The sequence below is a fragment of the Citrobacter sp. MGH104 genome (genome assembly GCF_001034485.1).
GTDB lineage: Bacteria > Pseudomonadota > Gammaproteobacteria > Enterobacterales > Enterobacteriaceae > Citrobacter > Citrobacter freundii.
On record NZ_KQ089818.1, the window covers coordinates 534,132 to 552,857 of the forward strand.

Annotated in this window: 22 protein-coding genes; 3 read left to right on the forward strand and 19 right to left on the reverse strand. The window is 55.0% G+C overall.

Going from position 1 to position 18,726, the window contains the following annotated elements; all coding sequences use genetic code 11:
- Positions 1-95: 95 nt before the first annotated feature.
- From SK34_RS02595 to SK34_RS02605, 3 genes are read left to right on the forward strand one after another with little or no spacing between them, the layout of a single operon-like run.
- Positions 96-1,133, forward strand: coding sequence for an extracellular solute-binding protein (locus SK34_RS02595; protein ID WP_003030303.1), 1,038 nt, complete (start codon positions 96-98; stop codon positions 1,131-1,133).
- Positions 1,117-2,805, forward strand: a complete 1,689-nt coding sequence (locus SK34_RS02600; protein ID WP_048232275.1) for an ABC transporter permease — start codon at positions 1,117-1,119, stop codon at positions 2,803-2,805. Before SK34_RS02595 ends, SK34_RS02600 begins: the two co-directional genes overlap by 17 nt.
- Positions 2,806-2,815: 10 nt before the next feature.
- Positions 2,816-3,499 (forward strand): ABC transporter ATP-binding protein, encoded by a 684-nt coding sequence (locus SK34_RS02605; RefSeq protein WP_003844224.1) that lies wholly within the window; start codon positions 2,816-2,818, stop codon positions 3,497-3,499.
- A 24-nt stretch (positions 3,500-3,523) separates the two neighbouring features.
- Here the strand turns inward: SK34_RS02605 and ldtA are convergent, their stop codons facing one another.
- From ldtA to SK34_RS02700, 19 genes are all read right to left on the reverse strand, one after another.
- Positions 3,524-4,453, reverse strand: coding sequence for a L,D-transpeptidase (gene ldtA, locus SK34_RS02610; RefSeq protein ID WP_048232276.1), 930 nt, complete (start codon positions 4,451-4,453; stop codon positions 3,524-3,526).
- A gap of 127 nt (positions 4,454-4,580) precedes the next feature.
- On the reverse strand, positions 4,581-5,645 hold the full coding sequence (gene cobT, locus SK34_RS02615) for a nicotinate-nucleotide--dimethylbenzimidazole phosphoribosyltransferase (protein WP_003839045.1): 1,065 nt from the start codon (positions 5,643-5,645) through the stop codon (positions 4,581-4,583).
- Positions 5,646-5,669: 24 nt separating this feature from the next.
- A complete protein-coding gene (gene cobS / locus SK34_RS02620; protein ID WP_003844226.1) occupies positions 5,670-6,413 on the reverse strand; it encodes an adenosylcobinamide-GDP ribazoletransferase in 744 nt (247 codons plus the stop codon).
- Entirely contained in the window at positions 6,410-6,955 is a 546-nt protein-coding gene (gene cobU / locus SK34_RS02625) for a bifunctional adenosylcobinamide kinase/adenosylcobinamide-phosphate guanylyltransferase (protein ID WP_003030294.1), read from the reverse strand. The genes cobS and cobU overlap by 4 nt, the downstream gene beginning before the upstream one ends.
- Positions 6,952-8,472 carry a cobyric acid synthase gene (locus SK34_RS02630; protein WP_003844229.1) on the reverse strand — a complete coding sequence of 507 codons (1,521 nt, stop codon included), beginning with the start codon at positions 8,470-8,472 and terminating at the stop codon, positions 6,952-6,954. Before SK34_RS02630 ends, cobU begins: the two co-directional genes overlap by 4 nt.
- A complete protein-coding gene (locus SK34_RS02635) occupies positions 8,469-9,284 on the reverse strand; it encodes an energy-coupling factor ABC transporter ATP-binding protein (protein WP_003839037.1) in 816 nt (271 codons plus the stop codon). Before SK34_RS02635 ends, SK34_RS02630 begins: the two co-directional genes overlap by 4 nt.
- An 8-nt stretch (positions 9,285-9,292) precedes the next feature.
- The gene (locus tag SK34_RS02640) at positions 9,293-9,970 is read right to left on the reverse strand and encodes an energy-coupling factor ABC transporter transmembrane protein (RefSeq protein WP_003030290.1); all 678 of its coding nucleotides are present in this window, start codon (positions 9,968-9,970) and stop codon (positions 9,293-9,295) included.
- The gene (locus SK34_RS02645; RefSeq protein WP_003030289.1) at positions 9,957-10,238 is read right to left on the reverse strand and encodes an energy-coupling factor ABC transporter substrate-binding protein; all 282 of its coding nucleotides are present in this window, start codon (positions 10,236-10,238) and stop codon (positions 9,957-9,959) included. Before SK34_RS02645 ends, SK34_RS02640 begins: the two co-directional genes overlap by 14 nt.
- 2 nt (positions 10,239-10,240) lie before the next feature.
- Positions 10,241-10,978, reverse strand: coding sequence for a cobalt ECF transporter S component CbiM (gene cbiM / locus SK34_RS02650; RefSeq protein WP_003834098.1), 738 nt, complete (start codon positions 10,976-10,978; stop codon positions 10,241-10,243).
- On the reverse strand, positions 10,975-11,688 hold the full coding sequence (locus tag SK34_RS02655; protein ID WP_003030285.1) for a cobalt-factor II C(20)-methyltransferase: 714 nt from the start codon (positions 11,686-11,688) through the stop codon (positions 10,975-10,977). Before SK34_RS02655 ends, cbiM begins: the two co-directional genes overlap by 4 nt.
- Positions 11,685-12,479, reverse strand: coding sequence for a sirohydrochlorin cobaltochelatase (cbiK, locus tag SK34_RS02660; RefSeq protein ID WP_003839033.1), 795 nt, complete (start codon positions 12,477-12,479; stop codon positions 11,685-11,687). Before cbiK ends, SK34_RS02655 begins: the two co-directional genes overlap by 4 nt.
- A 10-nt stretch (positions 12,480-12,489) precedes the next feature.
- Positions 12,490-13,275: a cobalt-precorrin-6A reductase gene (locus SK34_RS02665; RefSeq protein ID WP_003844233.1), complete on the reverse strand. Its 786-nt coding sequence runs from the start codon at positions 13,273-13,275 to the stop codon at positions 12,490-12,492.
- Complete coding sequence (locus tag SK34_RS02670) at positions 13,272-13,997, reverse strand: precorrin-3B C(17)-methyltransferase (protein ID WP_003030278.1); 726 nt, start codon at positions 13,995-13,997, stop codon at positions 13,272-13,274. Before SK34_RS02670 ends, SK34_RS02665 begins: the two co-directional genes overlap by 4 nt.
- Complete coding sequence (gene cbiG, locus SK34_RS02675) at positions 13,997-15,052, reverse strand: cobalt-precorrin 5A hydrolase (protein WP_003030276.1); 1,056 nt, start codon at positions 15,050-15,052, stop codon at positions 13,997-13,999. The genes SK34_RS02670 and cbiG overlap by 1 nt, the downstream gene beginning before the upstream one ends.
- Positions 15,033-15,806 carry a cobalt-precorrin-4 methyltransferase gene (locus tag SK34_RS02680; protein WP_003030275.1) on the reverse strand — a complete coding sequence of 258 codons (774 nt, stop codon included), beginning with the start codon at positions 15,804-15,806 and terminating at the stop codon, positions 15,033-15,035. Before SK34_RS02680 ends, cbiG begins: the two co-directional genes overlap by 20 nt.
- Positions 15,799-16,368 (reverse strand): decarboxylating cobalt-precorrin-6B (C(15))-methyltransferase, encoded by a 570-nt coding sequence (locus SK34_RS02685; protein ID WP_003030273.1) that lies wholly within the window; start codon positions 16,366-16,368, stop codon positions 15,799-15,801. Before SK34_RS02685 ends, SK34_RS02680 begins: the two co-directional genes overlap by 8 nt.
- Positions 16,358-16,963 (reverse strand): cobalt-precorrin-7 (C(5))-methyltransferase, encoded by a 606-nt coding sequence (locus SK34_RS02690; RefSeq protein WP_032949563.1) that lies wholly within the window; start codon positions 16,961-16,963, stop codon positions 16,358-16,360. Before SK34_RS02690 ends, SK34_RS02685 begins: the two co-directional genes overlap by 11 nt.
- On the reverse strand, positions 16,957-18,093 hold the full coding sequence (gene cbiD, locus SK34_RS02695) for a cobalt-precorrin-5B (C(1))-methyltransferase CbiD (RefSeq protein ID WP_003030269.1): 1,137 nt from the start codon (positions 18,091-18,093) through the stop codon (positions 16,957-16,959). Before cbiD ends, SK34_RS02690 begins: the two co-directional genes overlap by 7 nt.
- Positions 18,090-18,722, reverse strand: a complete 633-nt coding sequence (locus SK34_RS02700; protein ID WP_003030267.1) for a cobalt-precorrin-8 methylmutase — start codon at positions 18,720-18,722, stop codon at positions 18,090-18,092. Before SK34_RS02700 ends, cbiD begins: the two co-directional genes overlap by 4 nt.
- Between the last annotated feature and the right edge of the window lie 4 nt (positions 18,723-18,726).

Below are 18,726 nucleotides of genomic sequence, written 5' to 3' on the forward strand. Positions count from 1 at the left end.
GTAAGTGCTAGTGATTATCATTTATTGTACGCGAGCCAAAGGAACGAGCCCCCGCTCGGTTCACTGTACGTTCCAATTACTCTGGGATATAAACGATGAATTCTCTGCCTCGCGCCGGACTGCGCCGTATCACTCTTGCCTCTTCCCTGGTCTTCTCAGTTAGCCTACCGGCTTTCGCTCAGGAAACGTTAACGCTCTATACAACCCGTGAACCGGGTCTGATCCAGCCTTTGCTTGATAGCTGGACCAAAACCAGCGGCATCAAAGTCAGTACGGTCTATATCAAGGACGGTATGCTTGAGCGCGTTAAAGCTGAAGGTAAAAATTCACCTGCCGACCTGCTGATGACCGTCGATGCCGGTAATCTCATTGATTTAGTTGAAGCGGGTGTAACTCAGCCAGTAGAGTCAGAAGCACTGAAAACCGCTATTCCGGCTAATCTGCGCGGTGCAGATAATCAGTGGTTTGCGCTGTCGATGCGTGCCCGCGTGCTGTATGCCGAGAAGTCACTGCCAATCGATAACTGGCATTACGAACAACTCGCCAGCCCTGAGTACAAAGGTAAAGTCTGTATTCGTTCCGGACAGCACCCGTATAACACGGCGCTGATCGCCGCAATGATTGCTCATCACGGCGAAGCAAAGACCGAAGAATGGCTGCGCGGTGTGAAAGCTAACCTGGCGCGTAAAGCTACTGGTGGCGATCGCGATGTTGCTCGCGATATCCTCGGCGGCATTTGCGATATTGGTCTCGCCAACTCCTATTACGTCGGCCATATGAAAAATGCCAAAGAAGGCAGCGATGCGCGTCAATGGGGCGATGCGATTAAAGTCGTTAAACCTACCTTTGAAAATGGCGGTACACACGTCAACATCAGTGGTGCAGCTGTAGCCCGCTATGCGCCAAATAAAGCCGATGCCGTTAAGCTGATGGAATATCTGGTTTCAGCACCTGCCCAGCAGCAGTATGCGAAAGCGAACTTCGAATACCCGGTACTGAAAGGCGTGACGCTTGACCCGGTTATCAACGCAACTATTGGCGAAATCGACGTCGATAAAACACCATTAACCGAAATCGTTAAATATCGTAAACAAGCTAGTCTGCTGGTAGATAAAGTTGGATTCGATCAATAAACCTCTGCAGTTTCCGACGTTACGCGGCCTGGTTTCCGGGCCGCAGTCATTATTAACGCCGCTACATCTTGGCGCACTGTGCGTAGCGCTTGGCGTTCTGACACCGATCATAGCGCTGATTTGGCAGGCTACCCAGGCCGATTTATCTCACTGGGGTAATCTCCTGACGTATGTACTACCTGCCGCACTAAAAAATACCGTGCTGTTATTAGCCGGTGTCGCGGTGATGGTCGGCGTGATTGGCGTAGGCAGCGCATGGGCGGTAACGGCATGGGATTTCCCTGGACGTAAAATACTTAGCTGGGCGTTACTGTTGCCGCTGGCGATGCCGACCTACATTGTGGCCTTTGCGTGGCTCGATCTGCTGCATCCGATTGGCCCCCTGCAAACCTTTATCCGTTTTTTACTGGGTTTTGACAGCCCAAGACAGTTCCGTCTGCCAGATTTGCGCTCACTTTCCGGCGCAATCATCCTACTCGGATTGGTGCTTTACCCATACGTGTATCTGACAACCCGCGCCATGTTTATTAGCCAACCGGCCCATTTACTGGAAGCCGCACGCACGCTGGGATGCAGCGCAACCGGAACCTTCTTTCGTGTTGCATTGCCCATGGCCCGTCCGGCACTGGCCGTTGGGATCAGCCTGGCACTACTGGAAACGCTCAACGATATCGGCGCATCGGAGTTTCTCGGGGTACAGACGTTAACCGTTACCGTGTACACCACATGGATCTCGCGTTCTGATTTATCTGCCGCGGCGCAAATTGCCTGCATGATGCTGATGTTTATATTCCTTATTCTGACGCTGGAATTTTATGGTCGCAGAAAACAAGGATTCAGCAGTCGCAGCCTACGGGAAATTCAACCTACGCGCGTGCAGGGCTGGCGTGGCTGGCTACTCGGTGGCGTTATTTCACTGCCTGTCCTGCTGGGTTTTCTGGCTCCGGTTCTGTTTTTAATGTGGGAAAGCGCCAAACGCATAGGTGATGAGAATCCGCTTTCCTCTTCGTTACTATCATCATTACAAAATACGCTATCGCTGGCGGCGGGAACCACGCTGGTGGTGGTTTGCGTCAGTATGTTAGTGGCCTGGAGCGCGCGTCATAGCGCCGCCGACAACGCCATGCCAGGATTTCGTCGCGGCGTGATGCGTCTGGCTTCTTTAGGCTATGCGGTTCCCGGCACAATTCTGGCAATTGGTTTTTTGACCCCCGCCATGGCGGTAGACCGTTGGCTGGCCGATTTACTGGATGTTCGTGGTCTGCCGCTGATGTCCGCCGGGATCCTGCTGGTAATTTGTTGTGCCATGCGATTCCAGGCGATTGCCATTGGCGCACTGGATTCTGGTCTGGGCCGTATCCCCCCCTCGCTGGAACAGGCGTCTCGTCTGTTGGGTGAGAATGGTGCGGGGACGTTTGCACGGGTCCATTTTCCCCTGCTGCGTCCAGCGTTAGTCAGCAGTGCCCTGCTGGTTTTTGCCGATGCCATGAAAGAACTGCCAACAACGTTGCTTTTGCGCCCGGTCAATTTCGAAACGCTGGCAACATTGTTGTATGCGGAAGCCGCCCGTGGAACCTATGAAGAAGGTGCTATCGCCGCGCTAATGATTGTTTTAGCTGGCACGCTACCGGTTATTTTGTTGGTGCGTCACCAAATGACTCGCCGTGGTTAAGAGAGCAACAATGTCAGAAATTGCATTACGACTCCAGGATGTACACGTTACTTATGGCAACAGCCAGCAATCGGTACTGAGCGGATTTTCAATGTCGGTACGTAAAGGTGAAATCGCCTGTCTGCTGGGCGCTTCAGGCTGCGGAAAAACCACGGTGCTACGCGCAGTTGCCGGATTTGAACGCCTGCAAAACGGAGAGATCTATGTGTCACAGCGCCGTGTTGCCGGTCCCGGCATTCATCTGCCACCGGAAAAACGTCATGTCGGCATGGTCTTCCAGGAATATGCGTTATTCCCCCATCTGACCGCGCAGCAAAATGTGGCCTTTGGATTGCGTCGCATGCCGCGTGAGGAACAACAGGCCAGAGTGACTGAGCTGTTGAAAATGGTGGAGTTACACAGCCATGCCAACCGCTATCCGCATGAGCTTTCAGGCGGGCAACAACAGCGTATCGCCCTTGCGCGCGCGTTGGCGCCACATCCGGAAATCCTGTTGCTCGATGAACCCTTCTCCAGCCTTGATAAGCGCACGCGTGAACGTCTTGGCAACGAGGTACGGGATATTTTGCGCGCCGCAGGGCAAACGGCGCTGTTGGTTACCCACAGTGAACACGAAGCTCAACTAATGGCAGACCATATTGGCGTGGTAAAAATGGGGCAGTATCAAATAAAAAAAGCGACCCATCCGACCTGAAGGTCACCAGAGTCGCCCTGAAAATTAATAATGTTTCTGTACCAGGCTGATGTTCACCGGCATACCGGAACGTCTTTCCAGTGCCTGGTTCCCACGGCTCACATCCACGTCATTCCCGCTGATAAAGGTACGCAGAGCGGGAGTGACTGGCAAAGGTACCTTTCTGTCAGACTCGTATTCCGAACGATTTCGCGACAGCGGCTCATGCACTTCCACCCAACGACTACCGTCCGGCTCTTCGCTGTATTTCACCGGTCGGTCAATTAATTGTACACGGGTCCCTACAGGCACCGTATCAAACAGGTACTTGATGTCGTCATTCCGCAAACGGATACACCCCTGGCTTACCCGCAGACCAATACCGAAATTGGCATTTGTCCCGTGAATGGCATAAAGCCTGCCGATATAAATTGCATACAGGCCCATCGGATTTTCTGGCCCGGCAGGAACAAATGCTGGCAAGCTTTCCCCGCGAGCGGCGTATTCGCGTCGGGTATTTGGCCTCGGTGTCCAGCTTGGTGCTTCCTGCTTACGCTCTACCGCCGTCACCCAGTTGCGCGGCGTTTCTCTACCCGCCTGACCAATGCCAATGGGTAAAACCTCAACCGTATTGCTGCCAGCAGGATAATAGTAAAGCCGCATCTCGGCGACGTTGATGACAATCCCCTCGCGTACGGTATCCGGTAATATCAGTTGCTGCGGCACAACCAGCGTTGAACCCGATTTAGGCAGAAAAATATCGACGCCCGGATTGGCTTCAAGCATATTGCTCAACCCCTGCCCGTACTGAGCGGCAAATGCCTCCAGCGGCTTGGTATTACCTGGTGGAACCGTAATAGTCAAAGGGCTACCCACCAGGCGACTGCCCTCTGGCGGCAGTGGATAACTCACCGCCTGCGCGCCCTGACTCGCAAGCAACATAATGAGTGAACAAAGCAGTTTTACACGACGCATCTTTTTCCTTTCCTTCGTCGCAGCAGATATCCGTTAATTATAGCTTTTATTATCTGTTTTAGTGGGTTACGACATATTTGCGCATAAAAAAACCTCGCCAAGAGGCGAGGTTCAGGTTGAGCGGTAACTACGCTTCCTTACCATCCGGAAGCACGATGTTACTGGCGGCTAACTGCCCCATATTGTTGTACATCGCACAAGCAGCCTCAACAATTGGCATCGCCAACGCGGCCCCACTGCCTTCGCCCAAACGCATCCCCATATTCAGATACGGATCCAATTCAAGATGCGCCAACGCGGTACGGGCGCCCTTCTCAGCGGAGAAATGTGACGGGATTAGGTAGGGTTTAATTTGTGGTGCAATCTGGCAGGCCGCCAGCGCAGCAGAATAAGAAAGAAAACCATCCAGCACGACCGGCAGGCCGCAGGAGGCCGCCCCCAACATTACCCCTGCCATGCCGACAAGATCGAACCCACCAACTTTAGCCAGCACATCGACACCGTCATGGCGATCCGGCTGATTGACGGCAATTGCCCGACGCACAACGTCTACCTTATTCCCCACCCGAGAAAGAGGAAGGTTAGCGCCAATACCCACGACTTCCTCAGCATCACTGCCGGTAAGCACGCTAACAATGGCCGCCGCAGGTGTAGTATTTGCCATACCAAGCTCACCGACACCAAACAGCGTCACACCGTCTTTGGCCAGTTCATGGGTATAGCGAATAACTTCCAGCAACAACTCCTCGGCCTGCGAACGGCTCATTGCCGGGCCTTCGGCTATATTGCCGCAGCCGCGTGCCACACGCATATTCACCACGCCGGGAATAGGTTCAGCATCAATCCCCACATCTATCACATGGACCTTCGCCCCCGCCTGAGCGGCGAGGACGCAGACGCCGGTCGTGCCACGCGTCATATTGGCAGCCTGTATAGCCGTGACAACTTTAGGTGAAACGGCAACCCCTTCATCCCACACGCCGTGATCAGCGCACATCACCAGCATCGCTTTGCCATTCACATGCGGCACACCCTTCAGGCCAGGCATCCCGGCCAATTGTACGGCGAGAGATTCGAGTCGCCCCAAGCTTCCCGGCGGCTTAAGCAAGCCGTCGATATGCTGCTGCGCGCGCAGCATCGCGGCACTGTCAGGTAATGGGATCGCGCGGAGTAAAGAGGTTAAAGTCTGCATAAGGGTTCCAGTATGTGGGCTGGCTCAGAGCAGAGCCAGCAAGAAAATCAACTCGCCAAGTTCAATGGCAGCGCCCAGCGTATCGCCGGTTTGCCCACCCAACGTGCGTTTTAATAACTGCCCAAGAATAAAAATCGCCACCATTGTGACAACCAGCGCTGCCACGCCGCGCATGCCGGGAAGCAGCACGGCGGCAAGGATCGCCGCCAATCCCAACGTAACGCAGGTTTGACGCCCGGTGACTTTACCAATAAAAACGTTACCCAGCCCTTCTTCGCGGGCATAGCGATGCCGATACATCAGCAACACCGCCGTTCCTCGCCCGGCGACACATGCCGCCGCCAGCGCAGCCAGCATCGGCGTGCCACGCAAAGCCAGTTCGCTCACCACCAGCACCTTCGCCAGTAAAACGAAAATTAGCGCCAGTCCACCGTGGGTTCCCAGACGACTGTCACGCATGATTTCCAGCATCCGCTCGCGTCGGCGCGCCGAAAAAATGCCGTCACAGGTATCCGCCAGACCATCCAGATGAAATCCCCCGGTCAATAACGCCAGCGTCAGCACCGCAAAAAGAGCGGCCAACGGTATACCGCACCAGGTCTGGAGCGCCATGAAGACCAGCCCCGTCAACCCTCCCAACACGACGCCAATCAGGGGAAACATCACAATACCGCGGGAATAGTGCTCGAAATCCAGTCCTTGCGACCAGCGAGCAGGAACGGGCAAGCGACTGATAAAAGAGAGCATTGCCCAGAACAACTTACTCATTTAATTTTGACTCCAATTCCTGATACCACCAGCCAGACCTCATCAGCCGCCGCCGCCAGTCGCTGGTTCACGCGTCCTGCAATATCACGAAAATGCCGCGCCAGACGGTTCTCCGGCACAATCCCCATTCCCACTTCGTTAGTGACCAACACGATCTTTGCCGGGCAGCGCTGACAGGCTGCAATCAGCGAACGGATTTCACCTTCGATAGACTGCTCCATCGCCGCGTAATCCCAGCTATCCGGATCGCTGTCACCGCCCAGAGCAAACAGCAGGTTGGTCACCATCGTAGTGATGCATTCAAGCAGAATGGCTTCCTGAGGATCGTTCGCTGCCGTGATCAGTTCATCAAGATGTTGCCAACGTTCGGCTGTACGCCAGTGCGCAGGACGTCCATCGCGATGATGCTGAATTCGCGCAGCCATCTCCTCATCAAAAATCTGCGAAGTCGCAATATACAAAACGTTTGGGGAATCAGCGATCAGCGCTTCCGCATGCCGACTCTTACCGCTTCGCGCGCCGCCAGTAACCAGAATCATCATACTGGCTCCCGGTGTTGCTGCATGATGGTATAAATTTTCTCAATATCGATGTGTTGCCGCATCGCATCCGCCAGCAGATCAAACTGCTGCGATTTATATTGCGCGTAATGGAAGGTGGAATCCAGCGGAGCTAACCCTTTACGTTCTCGCAGGCCATTGACCAACGCACGGGTGAAATCATCGCTGTCGAAAAGACCGTGAAGATAGGTGCCGAACGCCAGACCATCCGCAGTGACCGCGCCGTCAACAACGTTGCCGCCGTCTTTGTGCAACGTCATCACCGACTGACATTCATCGGTTAATGCTGTTTCGCCCATATGAATTTCATAACCGCGAACGGATAACCCCGCCGTGCCCGCCAGCCAGTCAGGCAGCGACGAGGACATTTGCCCCTCAACCAGGGTCGTGGTTTTGTGCTGGGCAAAATGGGTTACGGTATTGAGCAAACCCAGCCCCGGCAGCGTACCGAGTCCTGACTCCACTTCATCAATGATGGTATCGCCGAGCATTTGATAACCGCCGCAAATCCCCACCACCGGTACGTTATTACGATGCAATTGCACGACGCCATGCGCCATCCCGCTTTCACGCAGCCACACCAGATCGCCAAGGGTATTTTTGCTGCCGGGCAAAATCACCAGATCGGCCCCCGCCAGCTCTTCAGGCTGGCGAACATAGCGCACACGCACATCCGGCTGCGCAGCAAGCGCATTGAAATCCGTAAAGTTAGAAATGTGCGGTATTTGCACAACGGCGATGTCGATGTCGCGTTTATCAGTGCGCAAATACTTGCCCTTTTGCAGCGCAACGCCATCTTCATCTTCCAGATCAACATCCAGCCATGGCATCACGCCCAGCACCGGAACACCGGTCAGCGCTTCAATTTGCTCGATACCGGAGTGCAGCAGCGTCACATCACCGCGAAACTTATTGATGATCACCCCTTTTACGCGTGCGCGTTCGTGATCGTGCAACAGCGCCAGCGTGCCGTAAATGGAGGCGAATACCCCACCACGATCGATATCCGCCACCAAAACGACAGGGCACTGCGCCATTTCTGCCATGCCCATATTGACGATATCGCGATCGCGCAGGTTAATCTCTGCCGGGCTCCCCGCACCTTCCAGCACCAGCACATCGAACTCCTGCGCCAGGCTGTTATAAACTGACAGGATCTGTTCCCGCAGACGTGGTTTGTACTCGTGGTAACTCACCGCGTCCATATCAGTCGCTACTTTGCCCATCAGCACTACCTGCGCTTTGCGATCGCTGGTCGGTTTAAGCAGAACCGGGTTCATACGCACATCTGGCGTAATACCTGCGGCTTCAGCCTGAAAAATTTGCGCGCGGCCCATTTCTTTTCCCTCTGGCGTAATGCCAGAGTTCAGCGCCATGTTCTGCGATTTGAACGGTGCGGTATGCAGTCCATCCTGATAAAAAATACGACACAGCCCGGCGACCAATACGCTTTTACCCACATCAGATGCCGTTCCCTGCAACATTATTGCCTGCGTCATGACGCCTCCTTCAGTGCGTTCTCTCGCATACAGCTAAAAAATTCAGCCTCTGTTTTACACAGCGGGAAGCCCAACTCGGTATGCAGCTTCACCAGCCAGGGCTGAGTTAATCCCGCTTGTTCAATAAGATCCGTACGGGCGAAAACGTCGCCTGGCGTGCCGTGCGTGAGTACTTCGCCCCGGCGTAAAACGTACACCGCATCGCTGACTTCATAGATAAGATCGATATCATGGCTTGAAATTACGACATGGTTTCCTTGCGCTACGATGCGTTTGATAATCTCAATCATCTGCGTGCGGCCTGACGGGTCGAGGCCCGCAGTAGGTTCATCCAGCAGCAGATACTGCGCCTGCAACACCAACGCCCCGGCTATCGCTACGCGTTTTTTTTGCCCATGGCTTAAACACTGAATGGGCTGATGGCGAAAATGCTGGGCGTCGACCAGCGTAAGCGCATCTTCCACGCGTCGGGCGATTTCAGCCTCATCCACCCCGAGATTGCGCAGGCTAAAGGCGATATCGCTGTCGATATCGGTATAAAAGATTTGCTGATCGGGGTCCTGAAATACCGTTGCCACCTGTTGACGCAGCGCCAGCAGGCCGCGTTTGCTGTAATCCAGCGGTTTGCCCTGCCACATCACCGCGCCTTGCTGTGGGCGCAATAAGCCACTCAGGTTCATAAACAGCGTGGATTTCCCGCAACCATTAGCGCCTACCAACCCGGTGACGGCATGCGTAGAAAAATCCAGCGTTAGCCCTTTGAGGATCGGGTCATCCTGATAGCGAAACCAAAGCGCTGAGGTGGCAAGCATACTTTTCCTTACAGGTGAAAATCACCCTGATAAAGTTTGATATCCAGTGTGGTGGTCATTTGCTGGTAGCGGATCAACACGCGGGTGAACAGCAATCCCACCAGCATTGCCAGAGAGCGGTAGCCCAACGGCAAGCTACGATAACCAAAACGCAGCGTTTGTGCGCGGTGAATAGCCAGCGCCTCGTCTAAGAGAATAAAAATAAACCGCCAGGTCAGCAGGATCTGTTCAGTTAACAGGCGAGGAACGTGCGCGCGTTTGAGTAGGATAATTAATTGCGGAAACGGCAGATTCAGTACCAGCCAGAAGGTTGCTGCCAGCGCTGCAAGGCTGCGCCAGAACGTCTCATTCGCTGTCACCAGACCTGGTGCGCTGATTCCCAACCAGTAACTTCCCACAGGTATGCTGGCCAACAGCGTCTGTGGATCGCGGCTGATGCTAAACAGGATGGTCACTACGCCAACCGCCAGAAAACCAAACGGTAATGCCATCCAACGGCACCAGCGCCAGAATGAAATACGCAGCAGCCAGCAGCTCAGCGCGGCAATCAATAACAGCTCAATACCCTGCCCCAACGGGGGCAGAGTAAACGCCAGAATCATCATCACCAGCCAGAGCAGAAATTTCCGCACTGGCGAGACATGAACCCAACGGCTTTGATAGCTAAGCCTGTCAAGCCCGGTCATCACGGCGTTGCCTGCCCTTGGTATAACCCAGGATATAGAAAATCACGGCTGCGCCCAGCGATCCCTGAAGTGTAAACAGCAGACTTTCAATTTCACCGCTTGCCGGTTCATACAGCGGCTGGAACCAGGGTTCATAATGCGGGGCAATAGCCTGAATCTGACTCTCAGCCTCACCGTCTGAACCGCCGTACTCTCCACCGTGGTTGATAAAGAACGGCAGGATCACCAGCGCCACAACCATGCCCAATATAATCAGCGTCTTTTTCATCGTTAATGTCCTTGTGCGGTTATTAACTGGCGTTTGGTTAGCTGATCGTAAATCAGCACGGTGAGTAACCCTTCCGCAATCGCGATTGGGATCTGCGTCAAACAGAAAATCCCCATGAACTTAATGATTGAACCGGTAGCGCCAGCAGAGGGATCCGGGAACGCGACGCCCAGCTGTACCGACGTCACGAAATAGGTGACGAGATCCGCCAGCATCGCGCACAAGAAGACGCAAACATCACGACGCAGCCCTGCACGGCAGGCCATTTTCCACACCATGTAACCCACTACCGGGCCAATTACCGCCATCGACATGCCGTTCGCGCCGAGTGTCGTCAAACCACCGTGCGCCAGCAGCAGTGCCTGGAACAGCAGAACGATCGCCCCGAGGATGGCCACTACGCCAGGTCCAAACAGGATAACCGCCAGGCCTACGCCGGTAGGGTGTGAACAACTTCCGGTAACGGAAGGAATTTTCAGCGCCGACAGCACAAAAATAAAGGCGCCGCACAGTGCCAGCAAAACTTTCTGGTGGTTATCTTCCTGCACGATTTGGCGCAGGCGCACCAGCCCGTACCACAGGCAGGGTAAAAACAGCAGCCACCATGCCAGCGCCCACATCGGCGGCAGGAAACCTTCCATAATGTGCATGGCGAACGCTTGCTCAGGAACAATCATCAGTAATAGCGCCGCAGCCAACCCGCTGAAAGACAGCTGTTTTAGCTGTTGTTCAAGCTTCATTGTGCATACTCCCACTGTTTATTGACCAGAATGGTCGAGAAATAAGGCAGCGGCTGATCGTCGCTCACCTCATCGAGATGACGCCAGCACTGTTCACCTGGCAGCGTGGCTTCAGACATCATTAATGCGCAGTCCAACAAACCCTCTTGTTGCAGCAGTGCTTTGATACGCGCAAAACGACCGTACACTTTCATCAACACCAGACTGTCATGCTGCTTTAACGCCTGCTGAATTTCAGCTTCCGGCGCGGTACAGGAGACCACTGCCAGCGATTGTTGCTCCATGGCGAGCGGGGTTTTCGAACGCGCGGCAATCGCAGCGAAAGAAGTCACGCCCGGGACGATTTCTAACCAGTCAGGCGAACCAATGCGCTGCAGTAAAAAGACCCAGGTACTGAACAGCATGGCGTCGCCGAGCGTAATAAAACCTACTTTTTTTCCAGCTTCGACTTCCTGAACCAGCGCGGTTGCAACCTCATCCCAGACGGCCTCTTTTTCCGCGCTGTCGGCACTCATGGGAAAATGGCAGCAGCGGACCTCGGTCTGCTCGCCGATATACTCCCGTACAATCGACAGCGCCAGGCTATCGCCGCCTTTACGCCCGGCAGGCGCATAGAGAATATCCAGCATGCCCAGCGTACGTGCAGCACGTACGGTGATCAGATCGGAAGCGCCAGGTCCGGTGCTTAATGCGTACAGTTTCCCGCTCATGCTGCTTCCTCCAGCGCCACATTAAGCGCCTGCTGTAAATGTGCCACGAACATGGCGCGAACCGCCGGATTCTCACCCAGTCCACTGAGCCATGGCGTAGCCGTTATCCCGGCCGCATTGAACAATGTTTTCCACGAATCATCTTCGTCAGAGGCCATATCATTGATGGCATGGTCACCAGCAACTAACATCAGCGGCATCAGATGCACCGCCGTCACCCCTTCCTGAGATAAACTTTCAATCAGCACATCTACTTCCGGATAGCTTTCCACCGCCCCAACCCGCGCCGGAAAGCGCTGCGCCGTCATCATATGGTCGAGACAGGCATAGGCGGCAAAGGCATGATGGCTGGCGCCGTGTCCCATAAACACCACTTTTTCATTTTCTCTAAGCGTCGGCATTTGCTGTTGCAGCGCCAGCATCAGCTGGGCGTAATCTTCATGGCTGCTCAGTAGCGGTACACCCAGCGTCAGGCGTGAAAACAGCGGACGCATACTTTGCACTTCGCGGACAATTTTTTCGTATTCGTCGCCATTGATAATGTGCAGCGACTGAATAGCCACATCCTGATACCCCTGCTCCGCCAGTTTTTGCAGCGCCTGCAGCGGTGTGTCGATTTCAATGCCGTCACGCTGCTTGAGCTTGCGGATAATCATCCCGGAGGTAAACGCCCGGAACAGGTCGCGGTCAGGGCAACTGGCTGCAAGATCGCGCTCACAGGCCACAATATTTTTCTCACAGGTGTCGTGATAGCTGGTGCCAAAGCTGACCACCAGAAGCGCCTTCTTCATCTCTAACTCCTTAAGCCGCGGCCAGCCAGCGCGTTAAACGCGCCGCAAAGGCGGCCTGACTTTCCAGTAACTCGTCTCCCGTCACCAACGGTGCCGGACGTGTAATCACGATGCAGGGGATACCGGCATCCAGACAGGGTTGAACTTTTTCCTGATAACCACCTTCAGCGCCTGAAGCCTTAGTGATCACCACATCAGCCTGACACTGGCGATAAAACGCGGCGTTGAACTCGGCGCTAAACGGCCCACACAGTGCGAAGATTTCACCGACGCCAAATCCCAGATCCGCGCATTGCTGAATGACCTCAGGTACAGGCAGAACGCGCGCCAGCAGCGTTTTTTCAGGCAACCCTTCGCGCCAGATGGCCAGATCTTTACTGCCAGTCGTCAACAGCACGCGATCGCCGAAGCGTCGCGCCACCTCACAGGCTTGCGGAATACTTTGTACGGTATAAAGCTGCGGGTGAGTTAATCCGCTCAACTGCTCAGGGCGCTGGTAGCGGCTCAGCAGTACGCCCGCCGCTTCGCAGGCATTCATAATGTTGCGACTCACCACCTCGGCGTACGGATGCGAGGCATCGATCACCCAGCGCGTCTGATTTTCCTGTAGCCAGGCAATCATTTGTTCACGTTCCAGACGCCCGCAGCGCACCTGGCCTTTGATGTCTCCCGCCAGCTGCTTTCCCGTCGGGGTCGCAACGGACAGGGTGTAGGCCACGTTTGCCGCATCCAGTTGCTGGCACAGCATGCGCGCGTCACTGGTGCCGCCCATGACCAGCACATCACCATAATTCACAGCACATAACCTCGTGGCGTGATCATCAGGCCGTCCTGAACATAGGTTGTTTTATTGCCCACGATCACAAGACTGGTCATATCAACCGGCTCAAAGTCCATTTCACCCAGCGTGGTCAGCCATTTTTCCTGCTTTTTACGTCCGGCTGACTTCACAATACCAACCGGCGTTTGTGCGCTCTTGCTGGCAGATAACAGCTCAAATGCGCGCGCCAGATGTCCTTCGCGACCCCGGCTGCGCGGGTTGTAGAAACAGATAACAAAATCGGCCTCACCGGCGGCAACGATGCGTTTTTCGATAACCGGCCACGGCGTTAACAGATCGCTTAAGCTGATGTGGCAGAAATCGTGCATCAACGGCGCACCCAGCAAAGAGGCGGCGGCAATGCTGGCGGTCATCCCTGGGATTAGCCTGACCTCAACGTCCAGCTTTTGCTTACTGACCAGCTCGAGCACCAGCCCGGCCATACCGTAAATCCCCGCGTCACCGCTGCTGATCAGCGCCACGTTGTGCCCCGCCTGCGCCAGTTCGATCGCCGCCTGACAGCGTTCAATCTCTTTGCACATCCCGGTTTTGATCACCTGCTTGTCGCCAGTGAACGCTTTTACCAGATGGGTGTAGGTTTTATAGCCAACGATGATTTCCGCTGCCTGCAGTGCTTCAACGGCTTCCATGGTCATCATTGCCTGCGAGCCAGGGCCAATTCCAATTACGCTTAACATCAGTGTGAAACTCCCAAAGTGATAGTGACGCCCTGTTCTCGCAGGGTCTCGCCTAACAGTTGTCCGTGGCTCAACAGCCAGGCTGCAGGACCAGAAACGCTTCCTGTACCCACCGTTTTGCGAACAAACGATGAGGCCGGAAAACGGTGCTCATGCTCACGCAGCGCGTCAGCAGTAAAGGTTTCGAAAGGAACGCGGCAGCATGAAGCCAGTTGGATAAGTCCCTGTTCATCTTTTTTCAGCGTGATGCTGCCAATCGCTTTTAGCGCCAGCGGATCGAGCTGTTGGGCTTCGAGTTGGCGGGCAAGCAGCGCAGCCAGCAGCGGGAACGGCGTATCACGCCGACAACCAATTCCGGCCACAACCCGCTGCGGCACCAGCTTCCAGTGCGGAACAGGCAGCTCAGGTAAATTTGTGCGTAAGGTGATGCACACCAACGCATCCAGTTCAGGGAGCTGGTTGAGATCGGTGACCGTAATAAATCCGCGCCGGTCGCAATGGCTGACATCCTGCGTCAGTTCGTCATCCCACCACAGCCCAACCCGCTTATTGCTGACCAACATCTGATTGACGATCTTCACCGCCGAACGGAAATCACTCATTCGGGCATTCAGTTGAAATGCCAGCGTATCCAGTGCCGCCATATCGTTCACATCCGTCGCGGTGGTGATAACCGGGTCGGCGCCCAACATGCCCGCCAGATAACGTGCCAACGCATTAGCACCGCCCGCGTGACCGGAGAGCAGGCTGATGACATGCTGGGCACGTTCATCAATGACCACCACCGCCGGATCGCAAAACTTGTCGTTGACCAGCGGGGCCAGTACGCGCACCGCAATGCCGGTCGCCCCGATAAAAATCAGCGCCGAATAATTCGTAAACGCTTCGCGAGCGGTATTCGCAAAGCCGTTTTCGAAGGGAATAAACCCCTCCTCCAGCAGCTTTTCACTGGTAAAACAGGTAACCGGCAGCATAGCTGCCAGACGTTTCGCCAGCACAACGCCGCCAGGAGTCAGGCAAAAAAGCGCAATTGACTCAGGCTTTACGGTATTCATGGCTAAAGTCCGCCGCATAGAGTTTGGAGTAGTGATACTCCGAGCCCAGGAAATTACCGACCAGAATAAGGGCCGTTTTACGGATGCCAGCATCGCGAACCTTGTCGCCAATATCCGCCAGGGTCCCGCGTACGGTCTGGCTTTCCGGCCAGGTTGCTTTATAGATCACCGCCACGGGCGTGGTCGCCGGATAGCCACCTTCAATCAGACGCTCAGCCACCCGATGAATACGCTGGACGGAAAGATATATCGCCATTGATGTCTGGTGGCTGGCAAAAGACTCCAGCTGTTCACGCTCTGGTACCGGGGTGCGGCCTTCCAGGCGCGTAATGATCAGGCTCTGTGAAACTTCGGGCACGGTATACTCAACGCCCAGCTCCGCCGCCGCGCCGAGGAACGCGCTGACGCCGGGCACCACCTGCCAGTCAATCCCGCGTTTGGTCAGCTCCTCGCCCTGCTCGCGCACGGAACCATACAACGAGACATCGCCGGTTTGCAGACGCACGACGGTCTTACCCGCTTTCACTCCGGCTTCCATCAGATCAAGAATCTGCTCCAGATGCAGTTCGGCACTGTCGTGACATTCAGCACCAGCAGGGCAATACTCCAGCAGTTCGGTGTTAATCAGCGATCCGGCGTAGATAACAACCTGCGCCTGCTGCAGCAACCGGTAACCTTTGAGGGTAATCAGCTCGCGATCGCCAGGACCTGCGCCAACAAACCACACGCTACGGGGATCAAAAATCTCAGACATGGTTTCCTTCCTTCTGACAGGCGATAACAAATACGGGGTTATTCGGTTTAAAATAGTGACCACTGCCAAGCGCGGTAAGCGAGGAAACCTGTAGCTGCAGGCAATCCACTCCCTGTACGCCAAGATGGTCCAGATGTGTTAGTGCGGTGTTGAGGTTTTCCTGGAGGATAAATGTCATCACCAAACGCCCTGCGGGATGCAATTGGCGCATCGACCAGTCAATCAGGTCGGTCAGATGACCACCGCTGCCGCCCATAAAAATGGCATCGGCTTTTTCCGCGATGGTCATGGGAGCAACGCCGGGAAAAATATCGATATTTGCGCAGGCAAAATGCTGGCGGTTTTCATCCAACAACCTGAGCGCCGCCGGGTTACGTTCGATGGCCGTGACACGTAATCCGGGATATTGCAACGCCGCCTCTATCGACACGCTGCCGGTTCCGGCGCCTATATCAATCAGGTGACTGGCGCGGTGTAATTCAAGTTTTGAGAGGGCAAGTGCGCGTACCGCTTCTTTGGTCATCGGCACTTTCTCTCCACGCAGAAACAGCTCATCTTTCATCGAGGATCACCACTGCATTCATGTCATAGTCGGCGTTAACTTCACGCACAGGCAGGAAATGGATCTTTTCGTTTTCCATCGCCAGGTTTTCGCCAATCACCATCCAGCGATGCCCCTTGCCTCGGGCAATGAGCTGCTGCGCGATTTCACGCGGGCCACACAGCGCATCAGTCACCATCGCTACCTTGTTATGTCGCGCCAGCTCATCAAAACAGACGCTGCGGCCATGGCTACTGGTCAGCCACATATCGTTCATATCAATGCCGGACTGCGCGCACAGGTACTGCACCGCACTAATGCCGGGAATAATCCGCACATTCTCAATACCAAAATGCGCCACCATGCGCGTCCCGATGCCGTAAAACAGCGGATCGCCAGATGCCAGTACCACAACATGCTTCTCCTGGTGCGCGCTAATCCAGCTCAGGAGTTCCGGGATATTGGCGCCAAGAGCAAACTGTTCACCGGCAAAATCCGGGAATTGCTGCAAATGCCGCTTTCCACCGACCAGAACATCCGCCACCGCGACCGCTTCACGTGCCGCAGGCGTCATCAAATGCAAACCGGCGGGGCCCATCCCTACAACGGTTAACATTGCATCTCCTCAGCAATTTCTGCGACCGGACGATTACTGCCAAGAACCTGATTATCAAAGGAAAACATGATGGCATCGCAGGTCGGTGGATTTTTGGTAAAGCGCAATGTTTGCAGAACACGCATACAAATGCGCTGAGCCAGATGGTCATAAATGTGCTGGAAACCGTATGCGTCGATATGCTCCATCGCCGCTTCGGTGGTATCGCACTCGCTGACCAGCGTCAGCAGCTCCAGCGGTGCGCCAAGTAGCGCGAGGTGAGCCACCAGCGTTTCCATACGGGCATCGGCAATATGGCTATGGGTGTGGAAGATCCCCGCCGCGATTTTGACGAGCTTACCGGGATGTCCCACCAGCACAATTTGCCGGAATCCAAGACGTACGGCTTCTTCAATCATGTAGCCGACAAAGTTGCTCATGGTGACCACAACCTGGGTGTCGATACCCATCTGCTCGCGCACAAAACGCTCGCCGTGGTTTCCCGGCACCAGTACGACACGCTCCAGCCCAGCCGCCCGCTTAATTTCCAGCTCCAGCGACAGCGAACGTTTCCAGCTCTCTTCCGACATCGGCGTGACAATACCCGTGGTGCCGATAATCGAAATACCGCCCAGAATGCCAAGGCGGGAGTTGTAGGTTTTTTGCGCCCGTTCTTCGCCTTCTGGCGCGAAGATTTCAATCTGCGCCCCACGATTTGGGCCAATCGCTTCGCGGACGGCAGATTCAATGGTCTGGCGAGGTGTACGGTTAATCGCCGAACTACCGACCGGTAGGCCAATCCCTTTGCGGGTTACCGTACCAACCCCTTCACCGCCCTGTAAGGCAATCACGCCACTATCGTCTAACGTCACGCGCGCAAAAATCAGCATCCCATGTGTGGCGTCCACATCATCACCACCGTCTTTGCGGATGGCGGCTATCGCCTGCTGCCCTTCGATATGTGGCGACTCAACGTTCAGGCACAACGTCACCCCGGAAGGCGTGACGATGGAAACCTGATGGATGAGGTGTTGGCGCAATACCATCAACGCTGCCACTTTTGCCGCCGCCGTGGCGCACGATCCCGTGGTATATCCTTTACGCAGCGCTTTACCGTTGTGCCACACCGGCGTATCGAAGGCCTCGCTCATCGCGCCCCCTGCATGTGATAAAGCATGGCGTTGACGATAGCGGCAGCGACATTACTCCCCCCTTTACGGCCTAACGCGGCAATGGCGGGCAACTTGCTTTGGGTCAATGCATCTTTCGACTCTTCTGCACCAACGAACCCGACCGGTACGCCAACCACACCGCTGACAGCGACATCATGCTCAAGCAGGCGAAACAGCGCTGTTGGCGCGTTGCCAAAGACAAACAGCTTTTCCCCCTCTTCCTTCACCGCAATGTCGACAGCAGCCATGGACCGGGTAATACCCTGCTCTTTTGCCGTGCGCACAACCCGCGGGTCACTGATGTAACAGCGGCATTCACCGCCGAATTTTGCCAGCAGCGTTTTATTGATCCCGGAAAGCGCCATCGTGGTGTCGGTATAAATCACGCTCGAACGGCTAAGCGCCGCACAAAACTGCTCCAGCACATCACTGGAAAACCACAGAATGTCCAGCCAGTCGAAATCTGCCGTCGTGTGAATGACCCGCTTGATAATGGCTTCATGTAACGGACTGGCAAACTGATAGTCCGGACGGGTTTCACGGATGATCTCGCCAATAATGTCGAAACTTTTGGCTTCAATCGCCTGGGGTTGCTGGATATATTGCATTATG